Raw genomic sequence first — 23,869 nt, 5'->3', positions numbered from 1 at the left:
GAAATCATGTTGTCCTGATTGTGCATGTTGCGCCGCAAGGATCAAGGCTTCGCACATGCGAAGGGATCATGGTGCCCTTATTGCCCCAGCTCTCCATGCCCCGGTTAGCTGCACTGGCTCAGACATTGATTCATGCAGAATGCGAAAAACAGAATTTAGCCTAGAAACTGATTCAACGAACTTTTAACGTAGCATCCAGATTCACATATCGTTGATAAGTATTTGATTTTCATCGAAAATAGAATCCAACTTAAAGTCATATCTTGTCTATTTTTACTGCGTTTTCTTCTGTTCAAAACCATACACACCCCAGTTGGCGGGAGTGTTTAAGAGTTTGATTCCATCTCCTCACCTGTTATGGCAGAAGCCTATTAACAGGGAGATATGCAATTTCGGCATGCTCCGGTGAGTTAAGGACATAAGCAATGGAAATCATGGTTTTGGTCATAGCTGCCTTTATGGCAGGTATCCTGAATGCTATCGCTGGTGGTGGTAGTTTTCTGACATTTCCCGCGCTTGTCTTTGCAGGCGTGCCTGCCATTCCGGCCAATGCCACCAGCGCCGTTGCAGTCTTTCCCGGATATCTCTCATCCACGCTTGGCTTCAAGGAAGAACTGCTCAGTTATGATCGTCGCGCATTATCACTCCTGACGGTCCTATCAATCCTTGGCGGTGTGTTGGGAGCACTGCTATTGATGGTGACATCATCAAGCGTGTTCAACTTCATCGTGCCATGGCTGTTACTGGTCGCGACCTTGCTCTTTGCTTTTGACAAGTCCTTGCGACGCTGGAGCCGGAGTGAAAGCACTGAGAGCGCTTCTGAGGGACAAATCGAGAGCATTGGCAAGAAGACAGCCACCTTGGTAGTAACGACCTATGGCGGCTATTTCAACGGCGGACTGGGTATCATATTGTTGGCATTATTCTCCGGCCTTGGCATGCGTGACATGCATATGATGAATGGGCTCAAGAATGGCCTCTCCTTCATCCTCTCAGCAGCATCAGTCACTACCCTTGCACTGGCTGGTCTGGTCTATTGGCAGGAAGCCATCATCATGATGGTCGCCGCCACCATTGGTGGCTATGCGGGAGCCTATCTTGCCCGCTTGCTGCCCGTTCATATTGTTCGAGCAATTGTGATCGCCGTTGGCTTTGGAATGTCCATCGCCTTCTTCATGCGATAGCAGCTTGTTGCTCTTCCAGATCCTGCTCTAACTCTTTTGTCAGATTGATATCAAACACCTGGTTGTAAAGCTGGTTCTGACAATGCATGCATTTGAATAGAACAAAAAAGCCGGGCCCATTCACTAGACCCGGCTTTTGGTTTTTACTGTTACGATGCGTTAGCCGCCGAAATCATCAAGCATGATATCTTCGCGCTCGACGCCGAGATCAACCAGCATGTTGATCACGGAAGAGTTCATGATCGGAGGACCACACATGTAATATTCGCAATCTTCTGGTGCGGCATGGTCTTTCAGATATTCATCATACAGAACGTTATGGATGAAACCTGTATATCCGTCCCAATTATCTTCTGGCAGCGCATCAGAGAGCGCAACATGCCATGTGAAGTTCGGGAACTCAGCTGCAAGTTGATCGAAATCTTCCACGAAGAACATTTCGCGCTTGGAGCGAGCACCATACCAGAAGGTGATCTTGCGATCCTTGTTCTTCAGACGCTTCAGCTGATCGAAGATATGCGAACGCATAGGCGCCATACCGGCACCCCCGCCCACAAAGACCATTTCCTTCTCGGTTTCACGAGCGAAGAACTCGCCGTAAGGACCGGAGATGGTGACTTTGTCGCCAGGCTTCAGGTTGAAGATGTAGGAAGACATCTTGCCCGGAGGAATGCCTTCAGATCCAGGAGGAGGCGATGCAACACGCACATTGAGCATGATCATGCCCTTCTCTTCCGGATAGTTGGCCATGGAATAAGCGCGCTCTACAGGCTCTTCCACCTTGGAGGTATATTGCCAAAGATTGAACTTGTCCCAATCTTCGCGATATTCTTCCTCGACATCGAACTCGGTGTAATTGACCACGTGAGCTGGAGCTTCAATCTGGATATAACCACCAGCACGGAAGTTCACGTCTTCGCCTTCCGGCAGATCCAGAATCAACGCCTTGATGAAGGTTGCCACATTCTCGTTGGAACGAACGGTACATTCCCATTTTTTCACGCCAAAGACTTCCTCCGGCACTTCAATGTTCATGTCCTGCTTCACAGCTACCTGACAGGCCAGACGATCGCCTTCACGAGCTTCACGCTTGGTAATGTGGGATTCTTCGGTTGGCAGAATGGAACCGCCACCCTCATGCACTTTGCAGCGACACTGGGCACAAGTACCACCGCCACCGCAAGCAGAAGGAACGAAGATCTTCTCACCAGCGAGAACACCAAGCAATTTGCCGCCCGCAGGCACCATGATCTTGCGTTCATTGTTGATGGTGATTTCGACGTCGCCAGATGCCACCAGTTTGGATTTTGCAAACAGGATGACAACGACCAGCGCCAGAACGATCAGCGTGAAGAATGTAATCCCGAGGCTAAAATCTTGCATTGATCAGTCCTCCCTTACAGTTTCACGCCAGAGAAAGCCATGAAGCCCATGGCCATCAAACCGGCTGTGATGAAGGTGATACCGAGGCCCTGCAGACCATCTGGCACGTCGGAATATTTCAGCTTCTCACGCACACCAGCCATCAAAGTGATGGCAAGCGCCCAACCGATACCAGAGGAGACGCCGTAAACGGAGCTTTCCGCAAAGTTGTAATCGCGCTCCACCATGAAGAGAGAACCACCAAGGATGGCGCAGTTCACGGTGATCAGCGGCAAGAAGATACCAAGCGCGTTATACAGAGCCGGGAAGAAACGATCGAGCGTCATTTCCAGAATCTGCACCATGGCAGCAATCACACCAATATAGGAGATCAAGCCCAGGAAGCGCAGATCGACATCAGCAAAACCAGCCCAAGCCAGCGCGCCATCATTGAGCAGATAGGTCAGGATCAGATTGTTGGCAGGAACGGTAATTGCCTGCACAACGGTGACCGAGATACCCAGACCCAGAGCAGTTTCGATCTTCTTGGACACGGCCAGGAAGGTACACATGCCCAGGAAGAAGGAGAGCGCAAGGTTTTCGATAAAGATCGCCTTGACGAAGAGTGATACGAGACCTTCCATGCTTAGTGGCCTCCCTCTTGTTCAATGATTTTGAAGTCGCGGGCTTCAACCTGATTTGGCTTCCAGGTACGAAAAGCCCAGATAAGAAGACCGATTACGAAGAATGCGCTTGGTGGCAACAACAGAAGACCATTTGGTACATACCAGCCGCCATTGTTGACGGTTTCGAGAATGGTCACACCAAAGAGCTTGCCGGTGCCGAACAGCTCGCGGATCACACCAACCAGCATCAGGATCAAGCTATAGCCAAGACCGTTGCCGATACCGTCAAGGAAGGATTCAACCGGGCCATTTTTCATGGCGAAGGCCTCTGCACGACCCATCACGATACAGTTGGTGATGATCAAGCCCACGAAGACCGACAGGGTCTTGGAAATCTCAAAGGCATATGCCTTCAAGACCTGATCCACCAGGATCACCAGAGAAGCAATGATCACCATCTGCACGATGATCCGGATTGAGCTGGGAATGAAGTTGCGGATGGCCGAGATAAAGAAGCTTGAGAAAGCCGTCACCAAAGTCACCGCCAGCGACATCACAAACGCCACCTGCAAGGAGGAGGTCACCGCAAGAGCGGAACAGATTCCCAACACCTGCAAGGTGATGGGGTTGTTATCGACCAACGGGTCGAGAAGCATTTCTTTTTTGCTTTCAGACATCAGGCGGCCCCCGCTTTGAGGTTTTCAAGGAAGCGCTTGAACCCTTGCTCACCCATCCAGAAGCGAACCAGATTGTCCACTCCACGGCTGGTAAGGGTTGCGCCGGCAAGTGCATCAACATGATGCTGGGCTTTGTCTGCAGACGGCACGCCTTTGGCGACGGTGATGGCAACACTGCCAGCGTCATCGAACACCTTCTTGCCCGGCCACATGGCACGCCAGATCGGATTGTCTACCTCGGCACCAAGACCCGGGGTCTCAGCATGAGAGTAGAACTGCAAACCGGTGATCTCGTTGCCATCCGGCTTCAGGGCGATGAAGCCATAAAGCGTGGACCACAGACCATACCCATGAACTGGCAGAATGATCTTGGAGATCTCGCCCGCTTCGTCACGCAACAGATAGATGGAGGCCAGCTTGGCCTGACGACCAATGGATGCCGGATCATCGGCCAACTCGATTGATTGAGCTGGATCCTTGGCAGCAGCTGGCTGATCATAGGTTGCTGCATCAACAGTATCAGTGAAGGTACCGGCAGCGATATCAACGACGCGCGGCTCAACAGACTTGAAGGCTTCCTCGATGTCGATGCCGTCCTTGAAGAGGCCAGCAACCTGCAAAATGTTGCGCTTCTTATCCAGAACCTTGTTCTGCTCCTGAATAGGCTTCAGCATCACGGCTGCGCCCGACACAACCATGGAACAGAACAGACAAAGAGTGACTGCGACCAGGATGGTCTTGGGAGTTGAGTCCACTGGCAGCGCTTTAAAACGCGCCCATGGGCTGAGTTTCTCATTCGCTTCAGGCATTGCGACGAATCCTCCGAGCGATGTTGGCCTTGACGACGAAATAGTCAATCAGCGGCGCAAAGATATTACCGAACAGGATCGCCAGCATCATGCCTTCCGGGAAAGCTGGGTTGACGACACGGATCATCACCACCATGAAACCGATCAAAATGCCATAAATCAAGCGGCCCTTGTTGGTCATGGCTGCAGAGACAGGCTCGGTGACCATGAAGACCAGACCGAAGGCATAGCCACCCAGCACCAGATGCCAATACCAAGGCATTGCAAACATCGGGTTGGTGTCAGAACCGATCACATTCAACAGGGTGGAAAAACCGATCATACCGATCAGACAGCCCGCAATCAGGCGCCAGTTAGCGATCTTGGTATACATCAGGAACAGGCCGCCAAGCAGACAAGCCAGAGCAGATGTCTCCCCCATGGAGCCCTGCATGGTACCGATGAAAGCGTCCCACCAAGTCAGATCAATCTTGGCCAATGCCTCATGACCTTCTGCTGCGGTGATACCCAGCGCGGTAGCGCCAGAGAAACCGTCAACCGGGGTCCAGATGCTGTCACCCGACATTGCTGCCGGATAGGCAAAATAAAGGAATGCACGACCAGTCAAAGCCGGGTTGAGGAAGTTCTTGCCAGTCCCACCGAACACTTCCTTGCCAATCACCACACCGAAGATGATGCCGAGAGCAACCATCCAAAGCGGAGTGGAGGCAGGCATGATCAATGTGTAGAGCATGGACGTCACGAGGAAGCCTTCATTGACCTCGTGACCGCGAACAATCGCGAAGATCACTTCGAAGATGCCGCCAACCACCAGGGTGGTGATGTAGATCGGCAGGAAGTAAAGCATCCCATGGAACATATTGGCAAAGATATTGCCCGCATCGAAACCCACACCCAGTGCAGACAGCAAGGATACGCGCCAACCGGTGGCATTTTCCAAGCCTACCTGCGCGATGGCCATGTTGGTCTGATAACCGGTGTTATATAGCGCCCAGAGAATACAAGGCACCGTCGCGACCACGACATAAGACATGACACGCTTGAGATCGATATAATCTCGTGCATGTGGGGCAGCCTTGGTTACGGTCTTTGGTGAATAGATAAAGGACTCAACCATCTCATAGATGGCAAAGTACTTTTCCAGCTTGCCGCCTTTCAGGAAATGCGGCTCAATGCTGTCGAAGAAATTGCGCAAACCCAAGACTTAGCCCTCTTTTTCGATTTTTGTGAGACTTTCCCGCAATGCAGCGCCATACTCATATTTGGAATGGCAGATGAAGGAGCAAAGTGCGAGATCTTCCTCATCCAGTTCCAGAGCACCAAGCAACTGAGCCTGATCGGTATCAAGCACAAGCAACGCACGCAGAAGCTGGGTTGGCAGCATGTCCATAGGAATGACGCGCTCATAGGAGCCAATTGGTACCATGGCACGACGTCCACCATTGAGGTTGGAGCCGAAAGGAAACTTCTTGCTCCAACGCACCAGCGAGGACAAATGCACATTGAGGAAGGAATAATTCTTCGGAGATGGGTTGATCCAGCCGAGAATGCTCTGGTCCTGATCTTCCTTGATCAAAGTGATCTGACGGGCGCACCAGCTCAGGTAAGCAAACTGATCGTGAGCAGCAACACCCGACAGGATGGAACCGGAGATCACGCGGCAATCGATTCCGATTTCCACCTCATCTGCAGTCAACTCATCGGTTGATGCACCCACGCGAGTGCGAACCAAGCGTGGATTGACGGCCAATGGGCCAGCCAGTGAAATCACCCGATCAGTGTTCAGCTTGCCAGACAGGAAGAGATCGCCAATGGCAATCACTTCAGCATAACCAATGGACCAGACAGTTTTCTCAGCATTCACCGGATCCAGGAAATGGATATGGGTGCCTGCAAGACCGGCTGGATGAGGACCATCAAAGATTTCCTGACGAACAGAAGTGCTGGTGCTCGCTGGAATGACATCGTGTGGCTTGTGACAGACAAATACCGAGCCATCGGTCAGATGCGCGAGAACATCAAGACCTGCGGAAAAGCTTTCCGGCTTTTCGTTGATGATGGTAGCAGCGTCAGCACATAATGGATCGGTATCCATTGCGGTCACAAAAATGGAGTTGGGAACACTATCCTGCGTCGGCACGTAAGAGAAAGGGCGTGTCTTGAAAGACGTCCAAAGCCCACTTTCATAGAGCCTCTGCTGAACAGCCTTGCGGCTCAATTCATGTAGACTATCTTTATCGCAAGATTCGAAGGAGATTTCTTCTTCGCTCTCATCCAATGCAATGACAATCGTTTCAAGAACACGGCGTGCCCCACGATTGACTGCCACGATAGTCCCGCCACCCGGAGCCACATAATTTACATCCGGGGATTCTTTATGAACAAAGAGCGGCTGCCCTTTTTTCACTTTATCCCCTTCTGCGACCATCATTTTAGGTTTCAGGCCAATGAAGTCCCGACCACTCAGAGCAACTTTTGTTATTTTGGGCCCTTCGTGAATGGTCTGAACGGGAGCGCCGGTGATCGGCAGGTCCAATCCCTTTTTTAGCTTCATAGCATACCTTAACAGAGTAAGTTCTACAGCACTTCAGCTCACGTGAGTCGTCTCATTCAACCCGCGTGCCCCAATCTCGCCCTTTGACTAACGGGCGACGGTTAACAAATCAAGATCTCCGCAGTGCACAATTGGTATTTCATGGCCAGAGATGGCGATTTTTCCGCCCAAAGTCTGATTTGCGACCTATTTCAAATGTCTTCATGTATCCAATATTCATAAACATCGAATTTTCCAAAATCTCCTTGACTTCCACCTCAATATCGGATCATCACGACCCGCAACCGGTTTTAAGGTGAAAGAGGTTCCTTGTGGTCCGTTATCTTACCATGTTTTTGATGCTCGCAACTGGTTCGCTGTTGACTGGATGCGATCTGATCGCCCCGAAGACCGAGCAATATTTGCTGCGTGGTCAGGTCATGGGAACGACCTACATGGTCAAAGCGCTGGATGCCCGCGGCAAGGTGGACAAAGAACGCCTATATAACGATATCAAAAGCAGCCTTGATGAGGCCACTAACATCTTTTCCAATTGGGAAAAGGAGAGTGAGCTTTCCCGCTTCAACGCCAGTCCGTCCACTCGTTGGCAGGACATATCCGATCCATTCTCGGAAGTGATGGTCGAGGCCATGCGTATTCATCATTTGAGTGACGGCCGCTTTGATGTGACCTTGGCTCCACTCATCGATCTTTGGGGGTTCGGACCAAATGATGATGAGCGCTTGCCGGGCGATCTGGAAGTGAATGAAGCTTTGAAACAGGTTGGACAAGATGAGCTGCTGGAATTTCGCAGCCAGAATGGCATGCAATCTGCTTCTCTTAGAAAGCGCAAAGGCACGGTGACCATCAACCTCTCTGCCATTGCCAAAGGCTATGGGGCCGATCTGATCGCCCGCAAGCTGGAGAGCCATGGCATTGAAAATTTCCTGATTGAAATTGGCGGTGATTTGCTTGCACGTGGCATGAATGAGCGAGGCGAATCCTGGCGCGTGGGAATCGAGAAACCGAATATTGAAGGAGGCTCCGTTCAGCTTGTGGTTTCAGTCAAAGACATGGGTATGGCAACATCGGGTGATTATCGCAATTTCGTCATGAAAGGCGGGAAACGCCTCTCCCATATACTAGACCCCCGCACCGGTCGTCCGGTTGACCATAACCTCACATCTGTGACTGTCTTGGCTGACAGTGGCATGCGTGCCGACGGATTGGCGACTGCTCTACTGGTATTGGGGGAGAAGGAAGGCCTTGCAGTGGCTGAAAGGGAAAATATCGCGGCATATTTCATCACCCGCAATGAGGATGGCTACCAGACCAGCTCCAGTGGCGCGTTTGATCGCCTCATGGCACAAAAGTGAATGGACAAATGAACTCATTTGTCGCTATAGACAGGCTGCGTTCCCTTTCTGGAATTTTGGACACTGATTTAATCATCGCAAGGACTAATCCATGACCACCTTTTTGTTCGCATTTGGCCTATTGGTTCTGATCGTTCTGGGCATGTCCTTGGGTGTCATTTTCATGCGCAAGCCGATCACGGGTTCTTGTGGTGGTTTGAATGCGATCTCGGACGCTGATCATTGTCTGGTCTGCAATGCACCGGTTGATCCAAACAGCCCGCTGAAAGAAAAACTGGAATGCCCGCGCAAGAAAGCAGCACGCGAAAAAGCCGAGCGGCTGGCCAGCGAGGCAACGGCATAATTTCTCTCACGGCTAATCGCGCCTAAGGGCGCGGCCTGCGAGGGCGCGGACATTCGTCCGGTCGCCTATCGGCTCCCAAACACGAAGCTATTCCGTATTTGAAGATATCTCTCACGGCTATTCCTCGCTAAGGCTCGGGCCTGCGAGGGCGCGGACATTCGTCCGGTCGGTATTCTTGACAATACGCTTGTCCTTTCGCCACGGCTCAAGGGCGTATCTTTTTTGACGATACGCTTGTCCTTTCGCCACGACTCAAGGGCGTATCTTTTTTGACGATACGCTTGTCCTTTCGCCACGGCTCAAGGGCGTATCTTGTCGGCTCCCGAAGACAACGTTATTTTGCCTTCGAGGTTCTGTTCCATAGCTAAGATTGTCCAGACACCGGCATTTGCTGGGTAGCGCAGTGGATTCCGCCGCCGACATAGCCAAGGGCGTCCACATTCAGAGCGATGACTTCCCTACCCGGATAGTGCTTTTGCAAAGCTTGCTTGGCGATGGCATCAGTCTCACGGTCACCAAACTGAGCAGCGATCACGGCACCATTGCAAACATAATAGTTTGCATAAGACGCTACGAAATCATCCTCTTGTACACGATGAGCAACCGGATCCGGGATGACATCAATTTCCAGACCTTCGGCCTTCAAGGTCTCGTAGGTCTCCAGAGCCGCCAGATGGAAGACATCATCCATATTTGGCTCATCTGGCAAGTTCATCAAGACCGTATTTTGACCGGTGAAACGGGCGAGACTGTCTATGTGATAATCCGTGACGTCCTGTCCTTTCACTCCTTTGGCCCAGATCAGCTTTTCAGCTCCATAAGCAGCCAATAGGCCCTCTTCGATCTCTGTTCGTGACAGATTTGGATTGCGATTATCATTCACCCAGGAACTTTCATGCGCAAACAACAGGCCATGACCACTTTGCTCGGCTCCGCCAGGCTCACCAACAATGCCACTTGGCACGATTTCCAACCCAAGGCGCTCAGCTACACGCTTGGCGACGAGCTCATCGTTGGAAAGATTGAAGCGCCCGCCCCAGCTATTGAACTGGATTTGACTGACAATCAGGCTGCCATCTGGCTTCTTGCCAAAGAGAGGACCGGAATCGCGGCACCATAGGTCATCCGTTGGAATGTCCCATAGCTCTACATTCTCAGACAGCAAACGTTGAGTTTGGCGATGGAGTGCACCATCGGCCAGCAAAATAACGGGTTCAAAATCTGAAATGGCATTGGCGATGCCAGCGATGGTTTGCTGCAACTCTGCCAGAGCACCCTTGTCACCATCCCCATAGGCATCCGTCGGCCATTGCATGAAAGTCAGTTCATGCGGATCTTCTTCAGGTGGGACAATGAATACGGGGTCTTCATTTGCATAAACTGGTAGGCCCATCATATTGGTTGCTCCCAACATCATACCAGACTTCAAAAACAGCCGTCTATCCATCTCAATCCCCTGCCATGCTTGCAGATTAAGCGCTCGGAGCAAAAGGAACAAAAGCCAGGATGGAAAAACATCCAAGGGCCAGAAGTCCCGATACCCAGCAATTCCTCTTCCAATTCGGCCCCTGTTGCTTCCAATTATCGCGAAAGACTTTACCACTGACAACAAACAGCACGAGAAGCGCAATACCGGCGAGCGGAGATGTAATCGACATATTTTCCATCAAATCTAAATCCGGCAAGAGAATTTTTTGAACAAGCATGTCAAATGCAAACAGGCTTGCTTGGGTTTAAGGTCAAAATAGCCTATTGTGCCGCCTTCTCAAGTCCAATTTAAACATTACAACCCTTCAGCACAGAGCCCTTGGTCATGCCCAAGAATCAACAATCCGAGCCTGATAAAGCCAGCGTGACTGATATCCAAACCTCTTCCAAGAGTATTTTGGCGCAAGCGGCCTATTTTGCGTTGTCCGGTCTTTTGGCGACAAGTGCTGTCCTGATTGACGCCAATATGGTTGCTCCTTTGGGAGATGAAGTTCTGGCAGGCTTGGGATTGTCGGCTGGACTCTATGGCCTGTTCATGGCGCTTTTGTTCGGTCTTGGATCTGCCGCACAGATTTTGCTGAGCCAAAGTGCAGACGCAGAATCTCGGGCCAGTTTCTATCGTCGCCTTGCCTATTGTCTGATCATTGGACTGGGATTGTGCGTCATTCTCGTCTTACTGTTCCGTTTCAACATCAATTTTTTGGTAGATTGGCTGGCCACAACTTCTGGCGTTGGCTTTGCGGCCAAGCGATATCTAAGTATTCTGCTTTACGGATTACCCATTTCCTTTGCTGCTTATCTATTGAGTCTTTCCTTCGATGTGCGCAAACAATCCTCCAAGGAATTGTGGGGTTTTGCCATTGAGATCCCGCTCAATCTGTTTCTGAATTCTGTCCTGATTTATGGTTTGTTTGGCTTTGCTGCCCGTGGAATTGAAGGGGCCGCCATCGCAACCCTTTGCGCGCAAGGGGCCAGATTGATGTATCTGGTCTGGATCACACATCAGGATCTGTCCAAGACTAGTCAATGGAGTCGTCTTTCCTGGCCTTCCCAACAAGAGCAGTCCCTGTTTCATCAGTTGATGGTACCAATTGCAATCAACGTTGCCGCCTTGATTGCGGGTGCACAGGCTTATAATCTACTCTTCGCACAATTACCTTATCAGGAATTTGCAGCACTGGCTCTGCTCGTACCCTGGCTTTCCATCGCCAATGTATTGGGGCGCGGACTTTCCTTATCTGCCACTGTCAGCAGCGCGGGCCTGAAACCCTACAGCCCTTCGTTAAGAGATGCATTGTCGCAAATTTTTGCAGCTTTAAAAGACTTCACTCCAAAGCTCTCACTTGGCTTCTTGCTGGTCACCATGCTTGTTTGTGCGCTCTCGCTGCATGTCTCAGGCAGTGTTCGCCTGCATTTCCTCACACTTATTCCACTAGCCTTCATTCTGGTTTTCATCCGAACCATTTCCGTGACACTTGGCGCAGTTTTGAGAGTGATTGATCAACCACAATGGGTTTTGCGTATACAACTCGGTTTGCAATGGGGCCTTGGCATACCGCTATTGCTGGTTCTGACACTTCTTTTCGAGTTACCATTGGTGTTGGCACTCGGTATTCTGATTGCCGAAGAAGGTTTGCGTCTTCTGGTTCTAGTCCGGCGATTGCAACAATATCGAACAGTTCCGGTAAAATTCCCAACATAGAAAAAAGCCAGCCTGGCGTGGTGACGCCAAAGGCTGGCTGAGGATACCAACAGGGGCATATCATGATCCGAGGAACGTGATCACTATGTCGGCTGTTGGCTCATAAGGCTTTGGCCCTTCTCCAGAATATCTTTCGGGAAAGGACAGGATTTGCGTGCCTTTCTATCAAAATGCACGCCCATCAACTCTGTCGTGGCCACTTCCTGGCCTGTTTCACAATTTTCCATGCTATGGAAAAAGCGAATTTTCTTTTCCGAAATGTCGAGAAGTCGGGTTCTGATCACCAACAGATCCCCGGCTGTCACTTCTGCCTTATAATTCGTTGTCTGCGTCAGCGCTGCCATACCTTTATTCTCTGAGCGAATATACCGATTGGTCAGACCAATAGCGCCAAAGAACTGCCAGGTCGCTTCATCAAATTTGCCCGTATAGAAAGCTACATTCATGTGGCCCATATGATCTTCATTGGGGCGGGTGACCATTCCGCGATAGGTTTCGAGCCATGTCATCGCTGAAGCCTTGATCCTTCTTGCTGTGGTATCTCTTTTGTTTCTGGTAATGAGGTTAGCCTTGTTTTTTACATCCGTCTAATCGATAATAATTCTTATTACCATAAACAAAAGTTATGATGATGGATATCAAGCAGCTCAAGCACTTTCTGGCAGCAGCAGAAACCGGAAGCTTCACCCGTGGAGCGTCATTGGCCAATATATCTCAGCCCGCCCTTTCCGCTTCCATTGCCAAACTGGAGGCTGAACTGGAATGTCATTTGTTTGTTCGTAACAAACGCAATGTGGTCCTGACGCCAGAAGGACGTCATCTGAAACATTCCGCAGATCACATTGTAACAGAGGTAGATGCTCTGAAGCGCCGCTTTCGCAAGCGAAAGAGCAGTCGCATCTTACGCATTCTGGCCAGCAACTCATTCCCGGCTGGTTATCTTGGCGATCTACTTAAGGGCTTTGCCATCGCTACACCACATGTAACTTTCGATGTGAGTGATACTGGACCGGTCAATCGTCTGGACCCGCAAGATGATCGCATCTTTGACATGATCTTTTCTGTCTCAGCTAGTGGTTCAGACAATTTGGTTCTGCAAGACAAGAAGCCCACAGATTGGGGGTTGGGTGATGGCCGTAGTGATATGCAGACATTCCTGCTCAAGGAAGATGTGTTTGGGGTCGCATTGCCTGAGAACCATCCCTTCGCCTCCCGCAATTCCATGTGCCTACAAGATCTGCAAGATGAGCCTTTCATTGCCCGCATGCAATGTGAGATGCGACCGCAAATGGAAGCCTGGATGCGGGAAAAAGGCGTTGAATTTCAAGTACGCTATCGGACCGATCAGGATGGCCGAGCCTTGGCGATGGTTGGGGCCGGATTGGGTATCACCATCGCGTCCATGAGTGAAGAACCGCAAAAGGGTGTGATCTTTCTCCCCTTTCGCGGCCACAAATGGAAGCGTAGCTTATATGCGCATGTCCCTCACCCCGTTCGTAGTGATGTGGAGAAGGAAGTACTCGCACTCGTACGCAGTTTTTCGACTTAACTTTTAGCTGCGATTTCCTTGTCCAGGCGCTCAAACAGAAGCTTGAATTTGACAGCTTCCTTTTTGCCGACCTTTTGAGAGCGGGCTTTATCCAGATTGACCTTTGGATCGCCGACAATGATCAGCATTGCCATTCCGTGGCGACCATGGACGCGACAGCGAATGCCGTACACGCCTTCTTTCTCAAATGCGACGTCCATCTGAGGCTTGCCACGAATCTCGAACGGGCGCGCACCTTCAGGATACATACCACGCACGGAACTAACTGTGTGACGTCCGGTGGAGCCTTTGAAACGGACCACAGTACCCGGCTTCAAGCTTAGATAGTCAGGCTCGAACCGAAAGGCTTCATAAGAAGAATTTGCATTGAGATCGATGATTTGATTGACCACATCAATTTCGATCACTTCGGTCGGTGTTGCGATTGCCAGCTTTTCCTGCGACTGCTTTGGCTTGGGGCTGACCTTCAGCTGACTTCCTGCCGCCAGTGCGGTTTGGGAAAACAAGGCAACAAGAGGCAACGACATCAAGGTCATTTTCCAAGCAATTGGAATGGTGGCCGAGGAAGCGCGGGATCGAGCATTTTTGTGACAAAAAAGCATGACAGTCTCGTTTATTCTGCCAATTTGGTATCGAGCTCCAAAGTTGACAATTACAATCATCTTATAGTGACATTACTCAAAGCGAACCTGCTCTGACTTGCTCCAAGTCAATTTGGACTGAAAAGTCGCAACCCTTCAGCTCATGGCCATGAGGTCAGCAAAGATTTCGGATCAGGTCGTTCCTTGGTCTTGGCTTTTCTGGTTGCGGTACCGATCGCCAGGAAGCATAGGAAAACCTCATCTTCATGCAGGTTCAACGCCTTTCGGAAGGCGTTCGTGCGCACAGCACGACCTGATGTTGCTCTGGCGCCAAACCCGAAGGCATGAACCTGAAGAAGCACATTTTGAAGCGCAGCTCCGGCCGATGCAATCTGGTCTTCAAAGGCGACCTTTTCATCTTCCTTGTCGATATGAACAACAACACCAAGCAAAAGCGGTGCCCGGGCAGCTTTCTCTCTCGCCCGCAATCTGTCTTCTTCTGTTGCTTGCGAATGTCGCTCAAGCAGGGCCTCTTCAAACAGATCTGCCAGTACAGGACGTTTGTCTTCCGGAAAAAGAATGAAGCGCCATGGACGCAGCAAACCATGATCCGGAGCACAGGCAGCGACTTCGATCAACCTTTGCAATTGCTCGTCGCTGGGTCCAGGGGCTTGAAGCGCCTTAGGAGAAACTGAATGACGGGATGTAATGGCAGAAAACATTGCTTCGCCAAAATCATGAACATCAATGACGGATGACGGCTCCAAATCGGAATCGTTAGCATGCATGGGAATCTGGACCTTTATATTTTTCCTCTAAACCATTTCTCGGTGTGTCAGACTCACCAAGAATGGTTTAACTCATTGCTGATGCGAATCTTTTGCGTTGGATCGTGAAACCAATCCAACGAGACGCGCACTAGAAGGAAAGATCCGTCATAACCGGCTGTTTCCAGCTACCCGCGTTAGGTTTGCCTGGTCCTCACTGCGAGCCAGACCAACCGGCCATGACGGATAAGTGAATCCTTTTTCAACCAGGTTGGAAAAGGATTCGTGACCAGGCTCTATTATGCATAAAGCTGTGTCATGGCAGGCAGAATAATCGTCCATTCAGCCTTTGCCTTGTCGTTGGTCAGTTTGCTTGCAAAAGATGATGCCAACCTCTGTTTTTCCTGTTGAGAAAGGTGTTTGGTCATCATTTCCTCTCCCAGAAGAGAGTCCAATGTCTGCTCCGGATTGCCAAGCAGGAAGTCTACGATATGGTCTATCGCCAGATTTGGTGCCTTTTGTGCGAGCAGGCGCATAGTCGCTTGGCGCACCAAGGTGGAAGTATCTTGCAAGTAAGAAACCAGCCTGCTGGCATCGCCACCCAGAACCAGATAGGCTGGCATTGCATCAATGCGCAGCGTGCTTTCCGAATCTTGCAAGCATTTTTCGACCAGATCGCGGAACACATCGCCTCGCACCAGTTTGTCTTGTGGCAGTTTGGCGAGCAGGCGTAATCCTTGTTTCTGCACAGTCATTTGGCTCGAGGTCAGCGCAGTGAAAACCACTTTTTCAATTGCTGTTCTTGGGTCAAATTCCTCTGCTTCTTCACCCTCAGTCTCTTCCACGATCTCCTGTGCTGACAGAAGAGCATCAACGGACCGATCCGCCAACCGGGTCAGGGCTTCAAGCGCCGCCAAGGCTTTGTCAGCCTGTTCGCTTTGCGCAATTGCCATAAGTTGCCCAATGGTCCAATCATGCTCACCCATCAGGTGAATGGCTGTGAGACACAGTTCCTGCTCAATCTGCTCGGCATCGCCATCCAGATCAATTTTGCGGCGACGCAGATTGCGACGAGCACGATTCAACAAGGCCTGTTCATTGAGGCTCAACTCGCCAATATCTTCTTGATCCTCAGCTTCCTCGATCAGATCCTTGGCAATCGCCTCATGCCCCAGAATTGCGCCAAGCGACGAAGTTGGACCTTCTGACTGGTCTTTCTCATGGCCCAGATCAAGACCTGCATCCTTCATGGCTTCCAGATCAGGCTGTGCCTCTTCTTCCTCGGACTCCTCCTGATCGGTTGACACTTCTACCTCTTCATTTTCGGTATCACCATCAGCATCAATCTGTTCAATTTCTTCATCAGCAAAGCTTTTTGAACGCCCAAAGGCAATGAGCACTGCCAAGGCCTGTGCCTTGACCTTGTCATCAAGCTCGTCTTTACCAGCCAATAAACCAATGGAAGCGAGGGCTTTCAGGCGCACAGAGCGAGACGCACTGCCGCAGGCCTGTTGCAGCCATTCAAGACAAAAAACATCATCGCGCTTGGAAAGGCCATCAACCACAGCCCATTGACGCTGTTCCTGCTCATCCTTTGGCATGTCGGAGCGCTCAAACAGATCCTTCAATTCCTGTTTGATCAGCTCTGGTGCCAAGGCCGCCAACGCACCCAAAGCACTGGAAGAAACTTCTGCTCCGGAATTCTCAAACAGGATATAAAGCGCCTTGAAGAAAGGCTGCTCTTTGCTGGTGATCGGTGCGCCGCTTTGTGCATCACTCAAACGCCTGACCAACGCCAGCTGCACTTTTGGGCTTGGGTCGGAAAGAGCTCGTTGCAAATAACCCATCTGATCCAGATCGAGTTTGGCAAGAGCAGCCATACGAACCTGATCGGAATTGTCTTCCAGAGCTCGCTCGAACAATTCGACGCTTGGCTTGCGCCTCAACAGCGTTTCAAAGGCAAGAATACGAATATCATGATCGGGATCATCCAAAGCCTTGTCCAGCAATTCCAAAGCCTTGTCCGACGACATGCTCGCCAAGGCGCGCACAGCATGAAAACGGCGGCGGCGACTGGAAGATTGTGTGCAAACTCCGAGACTTGGCAAGGATGCATCGCCGATTTGGGCCAAGGCATTCATGGCTTGAACGGACAGATCCTGGTTTTCCGGATCGTTGACCGCCAGCATGATGGGCTCGATGGCTTCCACATCTTTCAGTTTGGCCAGAGCATCGATAGCCATGATCTGAATATCCAGCCAGCCATCCCATTCATCGCGGTGATATTCATCTTCATCCCATTGGATTTCCTCACCACGACCGATCACGAGTTGGCGCAAGAGCGGTGCCGCTTCCTTGGCATTCAACAGTCCCAAAGCCTGAACTGCATTTTGCTTCACTTCCGCACAGGGATCATAGGTGAGATTTTCGATCAGCGCTGGAATGGCACTTGTATCGCCCAAAAGGCCCAGACTTTCGGCTGCGTCAACACGGACATCTTCATCGTCATCGTGCAGGGCCTGTATGAGCAAAGGAACGGAATCGGTTGCCTTGAGGTCGCGCAAGCCCTGAACGGCTTTGACGCGCAGGATATCAAAATCACTTTGTGCGAAGACTTCCAACACCCGGCATGTCTCGGCTTTGCCAATGGGAGCACTGGTCAATCCAGCAAGGCTTTCATTCAAAGAAGGAGAAATTTGTGTCATTGTTTGGACCTGCCATGTTGTTTCTCATGGGGGATTATTACTGCCAACCATTGCATCGTGGGGGACGGTTAGCAGGGATAAAAGGCCCCTCCCCCATGCGAGGGGCCCTTCACCGGAGATGAAAATTCATCCCCGAACCTTCGCCGACATGGCATGCGGCGAAGGCTCAAAGCGGGGCTTGAAGCGGACGCCTCAAGCTAAGCCGGTCAGGCAATGTCACGTGGGGCGAAAGACATCGTTCTGAATTCGGTCTTGTACGGGCTTGGACCAAGCTTCTTGATCTTGCCAACACCCATTTTGTAGTTGTAGTTGCCTGAGATCCAGTCAACCACCCGGCCTTCCAGTGCGTTGGCAGGCTGCGACATGTGAAGGAAGTCCATATACATGACACCCTTCTTGATCGCAGGCGTTACCATTGCAACGGCGGTGATGGCTGCTTTGGTCAGCTCGATATGGCCATTTTCCATCAGTTTGGAGAATTGGAAGTCATCGCCTTCCACGCCAACGATAGTGTGCTTCTGACCAGGGACACGCTCGGAGTAAACCATCACGTAATCACCAGACTCGATGCCACGCTCGGCCGCATCATCCGGATGGATTTCGACCCAGTTTTCAGGCCAACGCTGAACGATATAGGGACGACGACGGTCATCGAAGCCAGACTGCCAACGTTCGTTGATACGTCCGGAAGTACACCACAATTCGCCTTCACCTTCGCGCGGTTTCAGCCATGCCCAGTAATCCGAGAACAGATTCCAAGGGGATTTCTGAATGTTGCACTTACCGGTCTGGCTGTTGAAATGCGTGGCTTTCTTGCCAAGCATGTTCGGTCCCGCCGCACCGATTTCAGGCAACTCACGTTGGGTATCGTGCAAACGCTTGGTTTCAATGATGTTGTCATTGTCATCAAGCATAGCAGGACATTGCACGCCGTCTGTACCGAATTCGGCCAATTTCTGATGTAGCGTCTTGCCTTCCTTGTGAGCCAAGGTTTTGATCACAAAGAAGTCCTTGCGGCTACCACGGGTGAAGCGCGCCAGTTCTTCAGCAACTTCGTTGGAATTTTGCCAATCGAAGCCATCAAAGCCCATGCGTTTTGCAAGCTGAGCAATGATCCACCAATCCGGTTTCGCAGCGCCCGGTGCATCATAGAATTTCTGATACAGACGCACACGGCGTTCGCCGTTGGCGCGCATGAAGTCAGATTCACCCCATGTTGCGGCTGGGAAGACGATATCGGCATAACGGGCACCGATCGGATCTTGCAGATAGATGTCCTGATTGAAGACAACCATACCACCGCTATCGACACGATCCTTGAGAGCCTGAATCATCTCTTCCTTCATGAAAGAGCGGATCTGATGCGGGTTGCGCACCGTCAGTTCCTCAAATTTCTCTGCCAATTGCTGGGACCCACACATGGACTGGATCCAGGTGTTCCCGATGACGTGAGCCAGACGGGTGTGACCAGCCAAGAGGTAACGGTCAGTATCCATCGCACGACGACGACGACCAGGTACTTTCTCAGGTGACTTGTTGCGAGGGTAGGAACCACCCTTCACACCACCACGCTGGTGGCCACCTGCACGGCCAATGACCTGACCTGGACGACCGCCAGCACCAACGATGATGCCGAGAGCGGAGATTGCCTGGGTGTTACCGGTGTTGTTTGACCAGTAGAAGCCCTTCTCGATCATCACTGAGGTCTTGGGACGGGAGCCATCTTTCTTGGGCTTGGCCATCCATTCGGCCGCAGTGTAGATCTTCTGAACATCGATTTCAGCAATCGCAGCAGCATTTTCAGGCTTGAATTCATCCTGAGACAGCAGCCACTTTTTCCAGTCCTCGAACCCTTTGGTCTGGAATTTGCCCCAAGTGGTGCGCCATTGCCATGGCGTGTTCCGCGTGCCCTGACCGAAGCCTGAGGAGCTTTCCCACTTGTTGTTGACCCAGTCCTTGATCCATTCGGCATCTTCCCAGCCATTCTCCACGATGACGCGGGCGATGGCATTGACAACCAGAAGGTCGGTCCCTGGGGTAATGTCGATATGCAAACCGCCCATTTTCTCGGCGTAAGCAACACCGGCAGAACGACGAGGAATGAGATAGATCTCTTTCTGGCCGTGCTCCTGCATACCCTTCATCAACCACTGGGTATAGAGAATGGTTTTGGTTTCATAGGGATCGGTACCGCAAATCAGCAGCGTTTCGGCATTTTTCCAGTCTTCGTAAGAAGGACCAAAATTGTCGAAACCAGCATCACGGAATCCCGGAGTGGACGTCACGTCAGATGGTGTATCATGGAACGTGAAGTTGGCCGTCTTGATGTGCCGCAGGGCATATTTGGAGATGGCGTAGGTATTCTCCATGTATTGATAGGAGAATGTCTTCACGGCATAGGAATTGGTGCCATGCTTCTCGATGACATATTTGCCGATTTCGGCAGCCACTTCCAGAGCCAGATCCCAAGGCACAGGCATCAGTGTGCCATAGATACGCATCATTGGTGTTTTGAGGCGATCACGGGTCGGAGTTTCCGGGTTGTAGCATTTTTGAGCGATACAGCCACCACGCAAGGAACTGTCACCGTCAGTGTTGACGAAGTTGGTATCCTTGTCGGGAATGATAACCACATGATGTGGCTGGCCATTATGCATGACAATGTTGGTCTGGTTCGGAGCAACCCATGGGCCAAGCGGCGCAACAGGGAAGTCTTCATTGAACGCATTGCTGTCAGCTGTGGTACCACCTGATTTGGCGGTTACTGGCCAGCGGTAGACCTTGTAGCCACAGGCTACGATGCAATAGTCACATGCAGTGGAGATAACGTCTGCCCCTTTGGGAGGCAACGGCACATTGGTTTCGGGAACATAGTACGGAGTTGTCATAACTGCTCCCTCCTTTAAGAAATCAGGTTGTCATAGCGGCCATAAATCAGGCCGAACATTCCGACGGCATAAACATCATCGCCATCCACTTCCAGCAGTACCTGAGGCAGGGACTGATAGGCCTGTCCGGAGACCAGAATCCCGTGACGGGTCAGGTCGTAGGTGGACAGATGCAACGGACATGGGCCAAGCACTTTATGCTCTGGCTTGTAGCCGTCTGTCATGTCACCACCCTGGTGGGTACAGGTCAGGTTGAAAGCTACGATATCCTTGTCCTTGCCGACGCCGCCGCCGCCTTCCTTGCCCATTTTCACAAGGATGGAGCTGGCATATTCGCCTTCATCAGGATATTCAAAGGTCACCGGTTCGTCCTGTTTCAACTCGGACAGTTTGGCAATTTTCTTGCGTGGATAGGTCGATACCAAAGCTGGCACCTGTTCTGCCTTACCCTTGCCCGCCGTCATGGTGACCATGACGGTGAAGGTGGTTGCACCAGAAGCGAACAGGAATTGACGCCGGTTCATGGTGCAGGCTTTCTTGGCTTTGCCAGAACAGCTGCAGGTATGGGATTTTTCCATTTCCATGGCAGTTGGAGCATTCATGATGGGGTCCTCCTCACTTCATGGCCGTTGGCGCGGGAAGCGGAGCATAGTCTTGCAGCTCTGGTTCCTCGACGATGATCTCATCACCGGACAGAGATTTCAGGAAGTTCACCAGATCGGCTTTTTCCTTGTCACTCAGACCTAGAGGCTTGATCAGTTTGGTTTTGTTTTCAGCAAATTCGTTGGTGCCGCCGCCCTGATTGTAGAACTCAACCACATCATCCAAGGTCGCAATCATGCCGTTATGCATGTATGGCTCGGAATAGAGGGTGTAGCGCAGGGATGGCGTACGGAACTTGCCCTTGTCTTTCTTGTTCTTGGCCCGGAAGTAGAAGCCAGGATCGTCTTTGGTATGACGATACATCTTCTCGGTGGAGCCTTTCGCATAGAGCTCGAAACGGAACGTGATCTGTTTCAGTGCATCATTGTCCCACTCATCCAGCGGCGGTACGCCGGTATTGTAGTATTTCTGATCAGATAGAAGTGGGCCATTGTGGCATTCCATGCAGCCAGCTTTGCCGCGGAACAATTCCAGACCACGTTTCTGGCTATCATCCAGAGCGCTCTTGTCACCAAGCAGATATTTATCGAATGGTGTGTCACGCTGAACGATTGTCCGTTCAAAGGCAGCAATCGCACGATAGGCGTTGCGAACCAGTGGCCATTGATCACCAAAGACCTTGTTGAAGGCTTCACGATATTCCGGAACGAAGGCCAGACGGCTTTCCATCATATCGTCTTCGCCGTTACCAGCCACAGCACCACGAGCCGCAGAACGCGCCTGCTTTTCAAGGTTGCCTGAAGAACCAGCCCAGAAGAGCTTGCTGTAATAGGCAGAGTTGACGATGGTCTGAGAATTACGCCAGTGCACAGCACCGGGATAACCGAAGGAGACCTTGTCCTCTACGTCCCAGCCAACCTCTGGAAGGTGACATGCGGAACATGGAGTGGATGGGTTGCCACCCAGACGTGGATCGAAGAACAACTTCTTGCCCAATTCCACTTTCTCGGCGGTCATTTTATTGTCCGCAGGGATTGGTGGAGGACCGAGAGCTTCCAATGCCGGATCCGGGTCAGGGTCGCCGCCTTTGATCGCGCTTTCAATTTTCATGGAAGGCTTGTCGAAAGGCTTCAGCAGTTCTTCGATGCTTGGAGGGGCTACCTCACCAGCAAAGGCAGAACCGAGTGTGAGTGTCGCTACACTTGCAAGGGTGGCGACGGATGCGAACAGATTTGATTTCGCTTTCATCTTATTCGTGCCCCCTAGTTTTTCGCTTTACGCCAGTCATCAATCACCGTGTATTCGGTATCGATTTCTTCTGGCACGAAGTCTTTGCCGTTCAGAACGTCACCAGACAGGCTTTCCAGGAAAGCGACCAACTGGTTCTTTTCATCGAAGGACAGGCCGAGAGGCTTAAGTGCAGGATCTTTGTCTTTGTCCTGACCGCCACCCTGATCATAGAAATTGACGACCTCAAACAAACTGTCGAACATGCCATTATGCATGTAAGGGCCAGTCTGCTTCAGCTCACGCAAAGTCGGTGTCATGAAGGACCCCATAGGCATCAACGTCTCGTCGTGATAACGGATGTAGGCACCAGGGTCCTGACGCAGATTCATGTAATTTTCCAAGCCCTGGAATTTTGCAAAGGTCACGAAGGTGATATGGCGCTCGGGTTCATTCCAGATGGCTGGATTGTTCGGCACGCCAAGTTTGTGCGGCTTGTCGTCGGTGAAGCGATCACCGGAGTGACAGGAGATGCAGCCTGCTTTACCTTTGAACAGCTCAAAACCAGCTTTCGCCTGCTCGCTCATTTCACCCTTGTCATAAGGGGAACCTCGGGAAGTCAGAGTTTTCAGATATTCCGGAATGGCTTTGCGAACCGAACCGTTGGATGGCTCTCCGTAACCGGCATCCTTGAACATTTTCACATAAACCGGATCCTGCTTGATGCGTTCCTGCATCAGGCGCATGTCCATATTCATGTTGTAGGTTTCCGTAATGGACTCACGGGTGATATCGTTCAGATTGGTCCCGACACGGCCATCATGGAACCAGGCCGCTTTATGTGCTGTATTGATCAGCGTTGGTACATTGCGGAAGCCGTTGCTGCCTGCATAGGCGGAAGAAAGCGCTTCACCATCGGTGAAGCCTTTTTCCGGATCGTGACAGCTGGAGCAGGAAAGTTCCGCATCGCCAGACAAACGCGGATCAAAGAAAAGCCGTTTCCCAAGCGCCGCCTTCTTGGCGTCTACCTTGATTGTGGGTACAGGGCCCGGATCAGCCGCAACCGCTGGTCCTGCCACAAAAGCAACGCCCATTGCCATGGCAGAAACTGCGGAGAGAAGACCAATCCTTGCAGTATACTGTTTCGTCATTGATGTATCCTCTGGTCGGGCTGGCGCGGTCAAGTCCTTGTCATGATCACTGGTCCTCAGCAATCCAGACAGCCAGCCACGGCTCAGAAGATAGCGCGGCGTTGTAACGCAGGTTTTTCCAGAAGAGCGGAATCCCGTGACGATACAAAACAAGATGTAACGAGATGTAACAAACGAAATTACAAACTAAATTCAAATAATTACCTGAATTTTCAGTACGCAATTGACTTGCATCATACGCCAGATTGACATAGCTCAACCATCAGCCCTGCAGAAAAGGCACGCCAGCACTCCATAT

21 protein-coding genes are annotated in these 23,869 nt (G+C 51.2%); 5 read left to right on the top strand and 16 right to left on the bottom strand.

Features of this window, described 5'->3' with window-relative positions; translation table 11 throughout:
- Positions 1–425: 425 nt before the first annotated feature.
- The gene (locus CRO57_RS02245; protein WP_097151769.1) at positions 426–1,184 is read left to right on the top strand and encodes a sulfite exporter TauE/SafE family protein; all 759 of its coding nucleotides are present in this window, start codon (positions 426–428) and stop codon (positions 1,182–1,184) included.
- Between the two features lie 159 nt (positions 1,185–1,343).
- On the opposite strand, the gene nqrF is transcribed toward CRO57_RS02245, so the two are convergent.
- From nqrF to CRO57_RS02215, 6 genes are read right to left on the bottom strand one after another with little or no spacing between them, the layout of a single operon-like run.
- Positions 1,344–2,567 (bottom strand): NADH:ubiquinone reductase (Na(+)-transporting) subunit F, encoded by a 1,224-nt coding sequence (gene nqrF / locus CRO57_RS02240; RefSeq protein WP_097151768.1) that lies wholly within the window; start codon positions 2,565–2,567, stop codon positions 1,344–1,346.
- A 14-nt stretch (positions 2,568–2,581) separates the two neighbouring features.
- Positions 2,582–3,190, bottom strand: coding sequence for an NADH:ubiquinone reductase (Na(+)-transporting) subunit E (nqrE, locus tag CRO57_RS02235; protein ID WP_097151767.1), 609 nt, complete (start codon positions 3,188–3,190; stop codon positions 2,582–2,584).
- 2 nt (positions 3,191–3,192) lie between these two features.
- Positions 3,193–3,849, bottom strand: a complete 657-nt coding sequence (locus CRO57_RS02230; RefSeq protein ID WP_097151766.1) for an NADH:ubiquinone reductase (Na(+)-transporting) subunit D — start codon at positions 3,847–3,849, stop codon at positions 3,193–3,195.
- Positions 3,849–4,658, bottom strand: a complete 810-nt coding sequence (locus CRO57_RS02225) for a Na(+)-translocating NADH-quinone reductase subunit C (protein ID WP_097151765.1) — start codon at positions 4,656–4,658, stop codon at positions 3,849–3,851. Before CRO57_RS02225 ends, CRO57_RS02230 begins: the two co-directional genes overlap by 1 nt.
- The gene (locus CRO57_RS02220) at positions 4,651–5,859 is read right to left on the bottom strand and encodes an NADH:ubiquinone reductase (Na(+)-transporting) subunit B (RefSeq protein ID WP_097151764.1); all 1,209 of its coding nucleotides are present in this window, start codon (positions 5,857–5,859) and stop codon (positions 4,651–4,653) included. The genes CRO57_RS02225 and CRO57_RS02220 overlap by 8 nt, the downstream gene beginning before the upstream one ends.
- A gap of 3 nt (positions 5,860–5,862) precedes the next feature.
- Positions 5,863–7,212 (bottom strand): Na(+)-translocating NADH-quinone reductase subunit A, encoded by a 1,350-nt coding sequence (locus CRO57_RS02215; protein ID WP_097151763.1) that lies wholly within the window; start codon positions 7,210–7,212, stop codon positions 5,863–5,865.
- Between the two features lie 311 nt (positions 7,213–7,523).
- Here CRO57_RS02215 and CRO57_RS02210 point away from each other — a divergent pair, with 311 nt between their 5' ends.
- Together CRO57_RS02210 and nqrM are read left to right on the top strand one after the other, a co-directional pair.
- Positions 7,524–8,567: an FAD:protein FMN transferase gene (locus CRO57_RS02210; protein ID WP_141401161.1), complete on the top strand. Its 1,044-nt coding sequence runs from the start codon at positions 7,524–7,526 to the stop codon at positions 8,565–8,567.
- Positions 8,568–8,658: 91 nt separating this feature from the next.
- Positions 8,659–8,910, top strand: coding sequence for a (Na+)-NQR maturation NqrM (gene nqrM / locus CRO57_RS02205; RefSeq protein WP_097151761.1), 252 nt, complete (start codon positions 8,659–8,661; stop codon positions 8,908–8,910).
- A 364-nt stretch (positions 8,911–9,274) separates the two neighbouring features.
- Here nqrM and CRO57_RS02200 read toward each other — a convergent pair whose 3' ends face one another.
- Both CRO57_RS02200 and CRO57_RS02195 read right to left on the bottom strand, forming a co-directional pair.
- Entirely contained in the window at positions 9,275–10,357 is a 1,083-nt protein-coding gene (locus CRO57_RS02200; RefSeq protein ID WP_097151760.1) for an agmatine deiminase family protein, read from the bottom strand.
- A 25-nt stretch (positions 10,358–10,382) separates the two neighbouring features.
- Positions 10,383–10,616 (bottom strand): hypothetical protein, encoded by a 234-nt coding sequence (locus tag CRO57_RS02195; RefSeq protein WP_210200730.1) that lies wholly within the window; start codon positions 10,614–10,616, stop codon positions 10,383–10,385.
- Between the two features lie 107 nt (positions 10,617–10,723).
- Between CRO57_RS02195 and CRO57_RS02190 the strand changes: the two genes are divergently transcribed.
- On the top strand, positions 10,724–12,100 hold the full coding sequence (locus CRO57_RS02190; protein WP_097151759.1) for an MATE family efflux transporter: 1,377 nt from the start codon (positions 10,724–10,726) through the stop codon (positions 12,098–12,100).
- Between the two features lie 83 nt (positions 12,101–12,183).
- Here CRO57_RS02190 and CRO57_RS02185 read toward each other — a convergent pair whose 3' ends face one another.
- A complete protein-coding gene (locus CRO57_RS02185; RefSeq protein ID WP_097151758.1) occupies positions 12,184–12,609 on the bottom strand; it encodes an acyl-CoA thioesterase in 426 nt (141 codons plus the stop codon).
- Positions 12,610–12,725: 116 nt separating this feature from the next.
- On the opposite strand from CRO57_RS02185, the gene CRO57_RS02180 reads away from it, so the two are divergent.
- Entirely contained in the window at positions 12,726–13,649 is a 924-nt protein-coding gene (locus CRO57_RS02180) for a LysR family transcriptional regulator (RefSeq protein ID WP_097151757.1), read from the top strand.
- Here CRO57_RS02180 and CRO57_RS02175 read toward each other — a convergent pair.
- From CRO57_RS02175 to CRO57_RS02145, 7 genes are all read right to left on the bottom strand, one after another.
- Complete coding sequence (locus CRO57_RS02175; RefSeq protein WP_141401160.1) at positions 13,646–14,176, bottom strand: cupredoxin domain-containing protein; 531 nt, start codon at positions 14,174–14,176, stop codon at positions 13,646–13,648. The genes CRO57_RS02180 and CRO57_RS02175 overlap by 4 nt on opposite strands.
- 215 nt (positions 14,177–14,391) lie before the next feature.
- On the bottom strand, positions 14,392–15,018 hold the full coding sequence (locus tag CRO57_RS02170) for a nitroreductase family protein (protein WP_097151755.1): 627 nt from the start codon (positions 15,016–15,018) through the stop codon (positions 14,392–14,394).
- A 278-nt stretch (positions 15,019–15,296) separates the two neighbouring features.
- The gene (locus CRO57_RS02165; RefSeq protein WP_097151754.1) at positions 15,297–17,702 is read right to left on the bottom strand and encodes a HEAT repeat domain-containing protein; all 2,406 of its coding nucleotides are present in this window, start codon (positions 17,700–17,702) and stop codon (positions 15,297–15,299) included.
- Between the two features lie 206 nt (positions 17,703–17,908).
- Positions 17,909–20,590, bottom strand: a complete 2,682-nt coding sequence (locus CRO57_RS02160) for an arsenate reductase (azurin) large subunit (protein ID WP_097151753.1) — start codon at positions 20,588–20,590, stop codon at positions 17,909–17,911.
- A gap of 14 nt (positions 20,591–20,604) precedes the next feature.
- The gene (locus CRO57_RS02155) at positions 20,605–21,192 is read right to left on the bottom strand and encodes an arsenate reductase (azurin) small subunit (RefSeq protein ID WP_210200729.1); all 588 of its coding nucleotides are present in this window, start codon (positions 21,190–21,192) and stop codon (positions 20,605–20,607) included.
- A gap of 13 nt (positions 21,193–21,205) precedes the next feature.
- Positions 21,206–22,441 (bottom strand): cytochrome-c peroxidase, encoded by a 1,236-nt coding sequence (locus CRO57_RS02150; protein WP_097151752.1) that lies wholly within the window; start codon positions 22,439–22,441, stop codon positions 21,206–21,208.
- A 14-nt stretch (positions 22,442–22,455) separates the two neighbouring features.
- Positions 22,456–23,571 (bottom strand): cytochrome-c peroxidase, encoded by a 1,116-nt coding sequence (locus tag CRO57_RS02145; RefSeq protein WP_210200728.1) that lies wholly within the window; start codon positions 23,569–23,571, stop codon positions 22,456–22,458.
- Positions 23,572–23,869 lie beyond the last annotated feature (298 nt).

It is taken from the genome of Cohaesibacter gelatinilyticus (genome assembly GCF_900215605.1).
Classification (GTDB): domain Bacteria; phylum Pseudomonadota; class Alphaproteobacteria; order Rhizobiales; family Cohaesibacteraceae; genus Cohaesibacter; species Cohaesibacter gelatinilyticus.
This window is presented reverse-complemented; position numbering and strand designations above follow the sequence as displayed.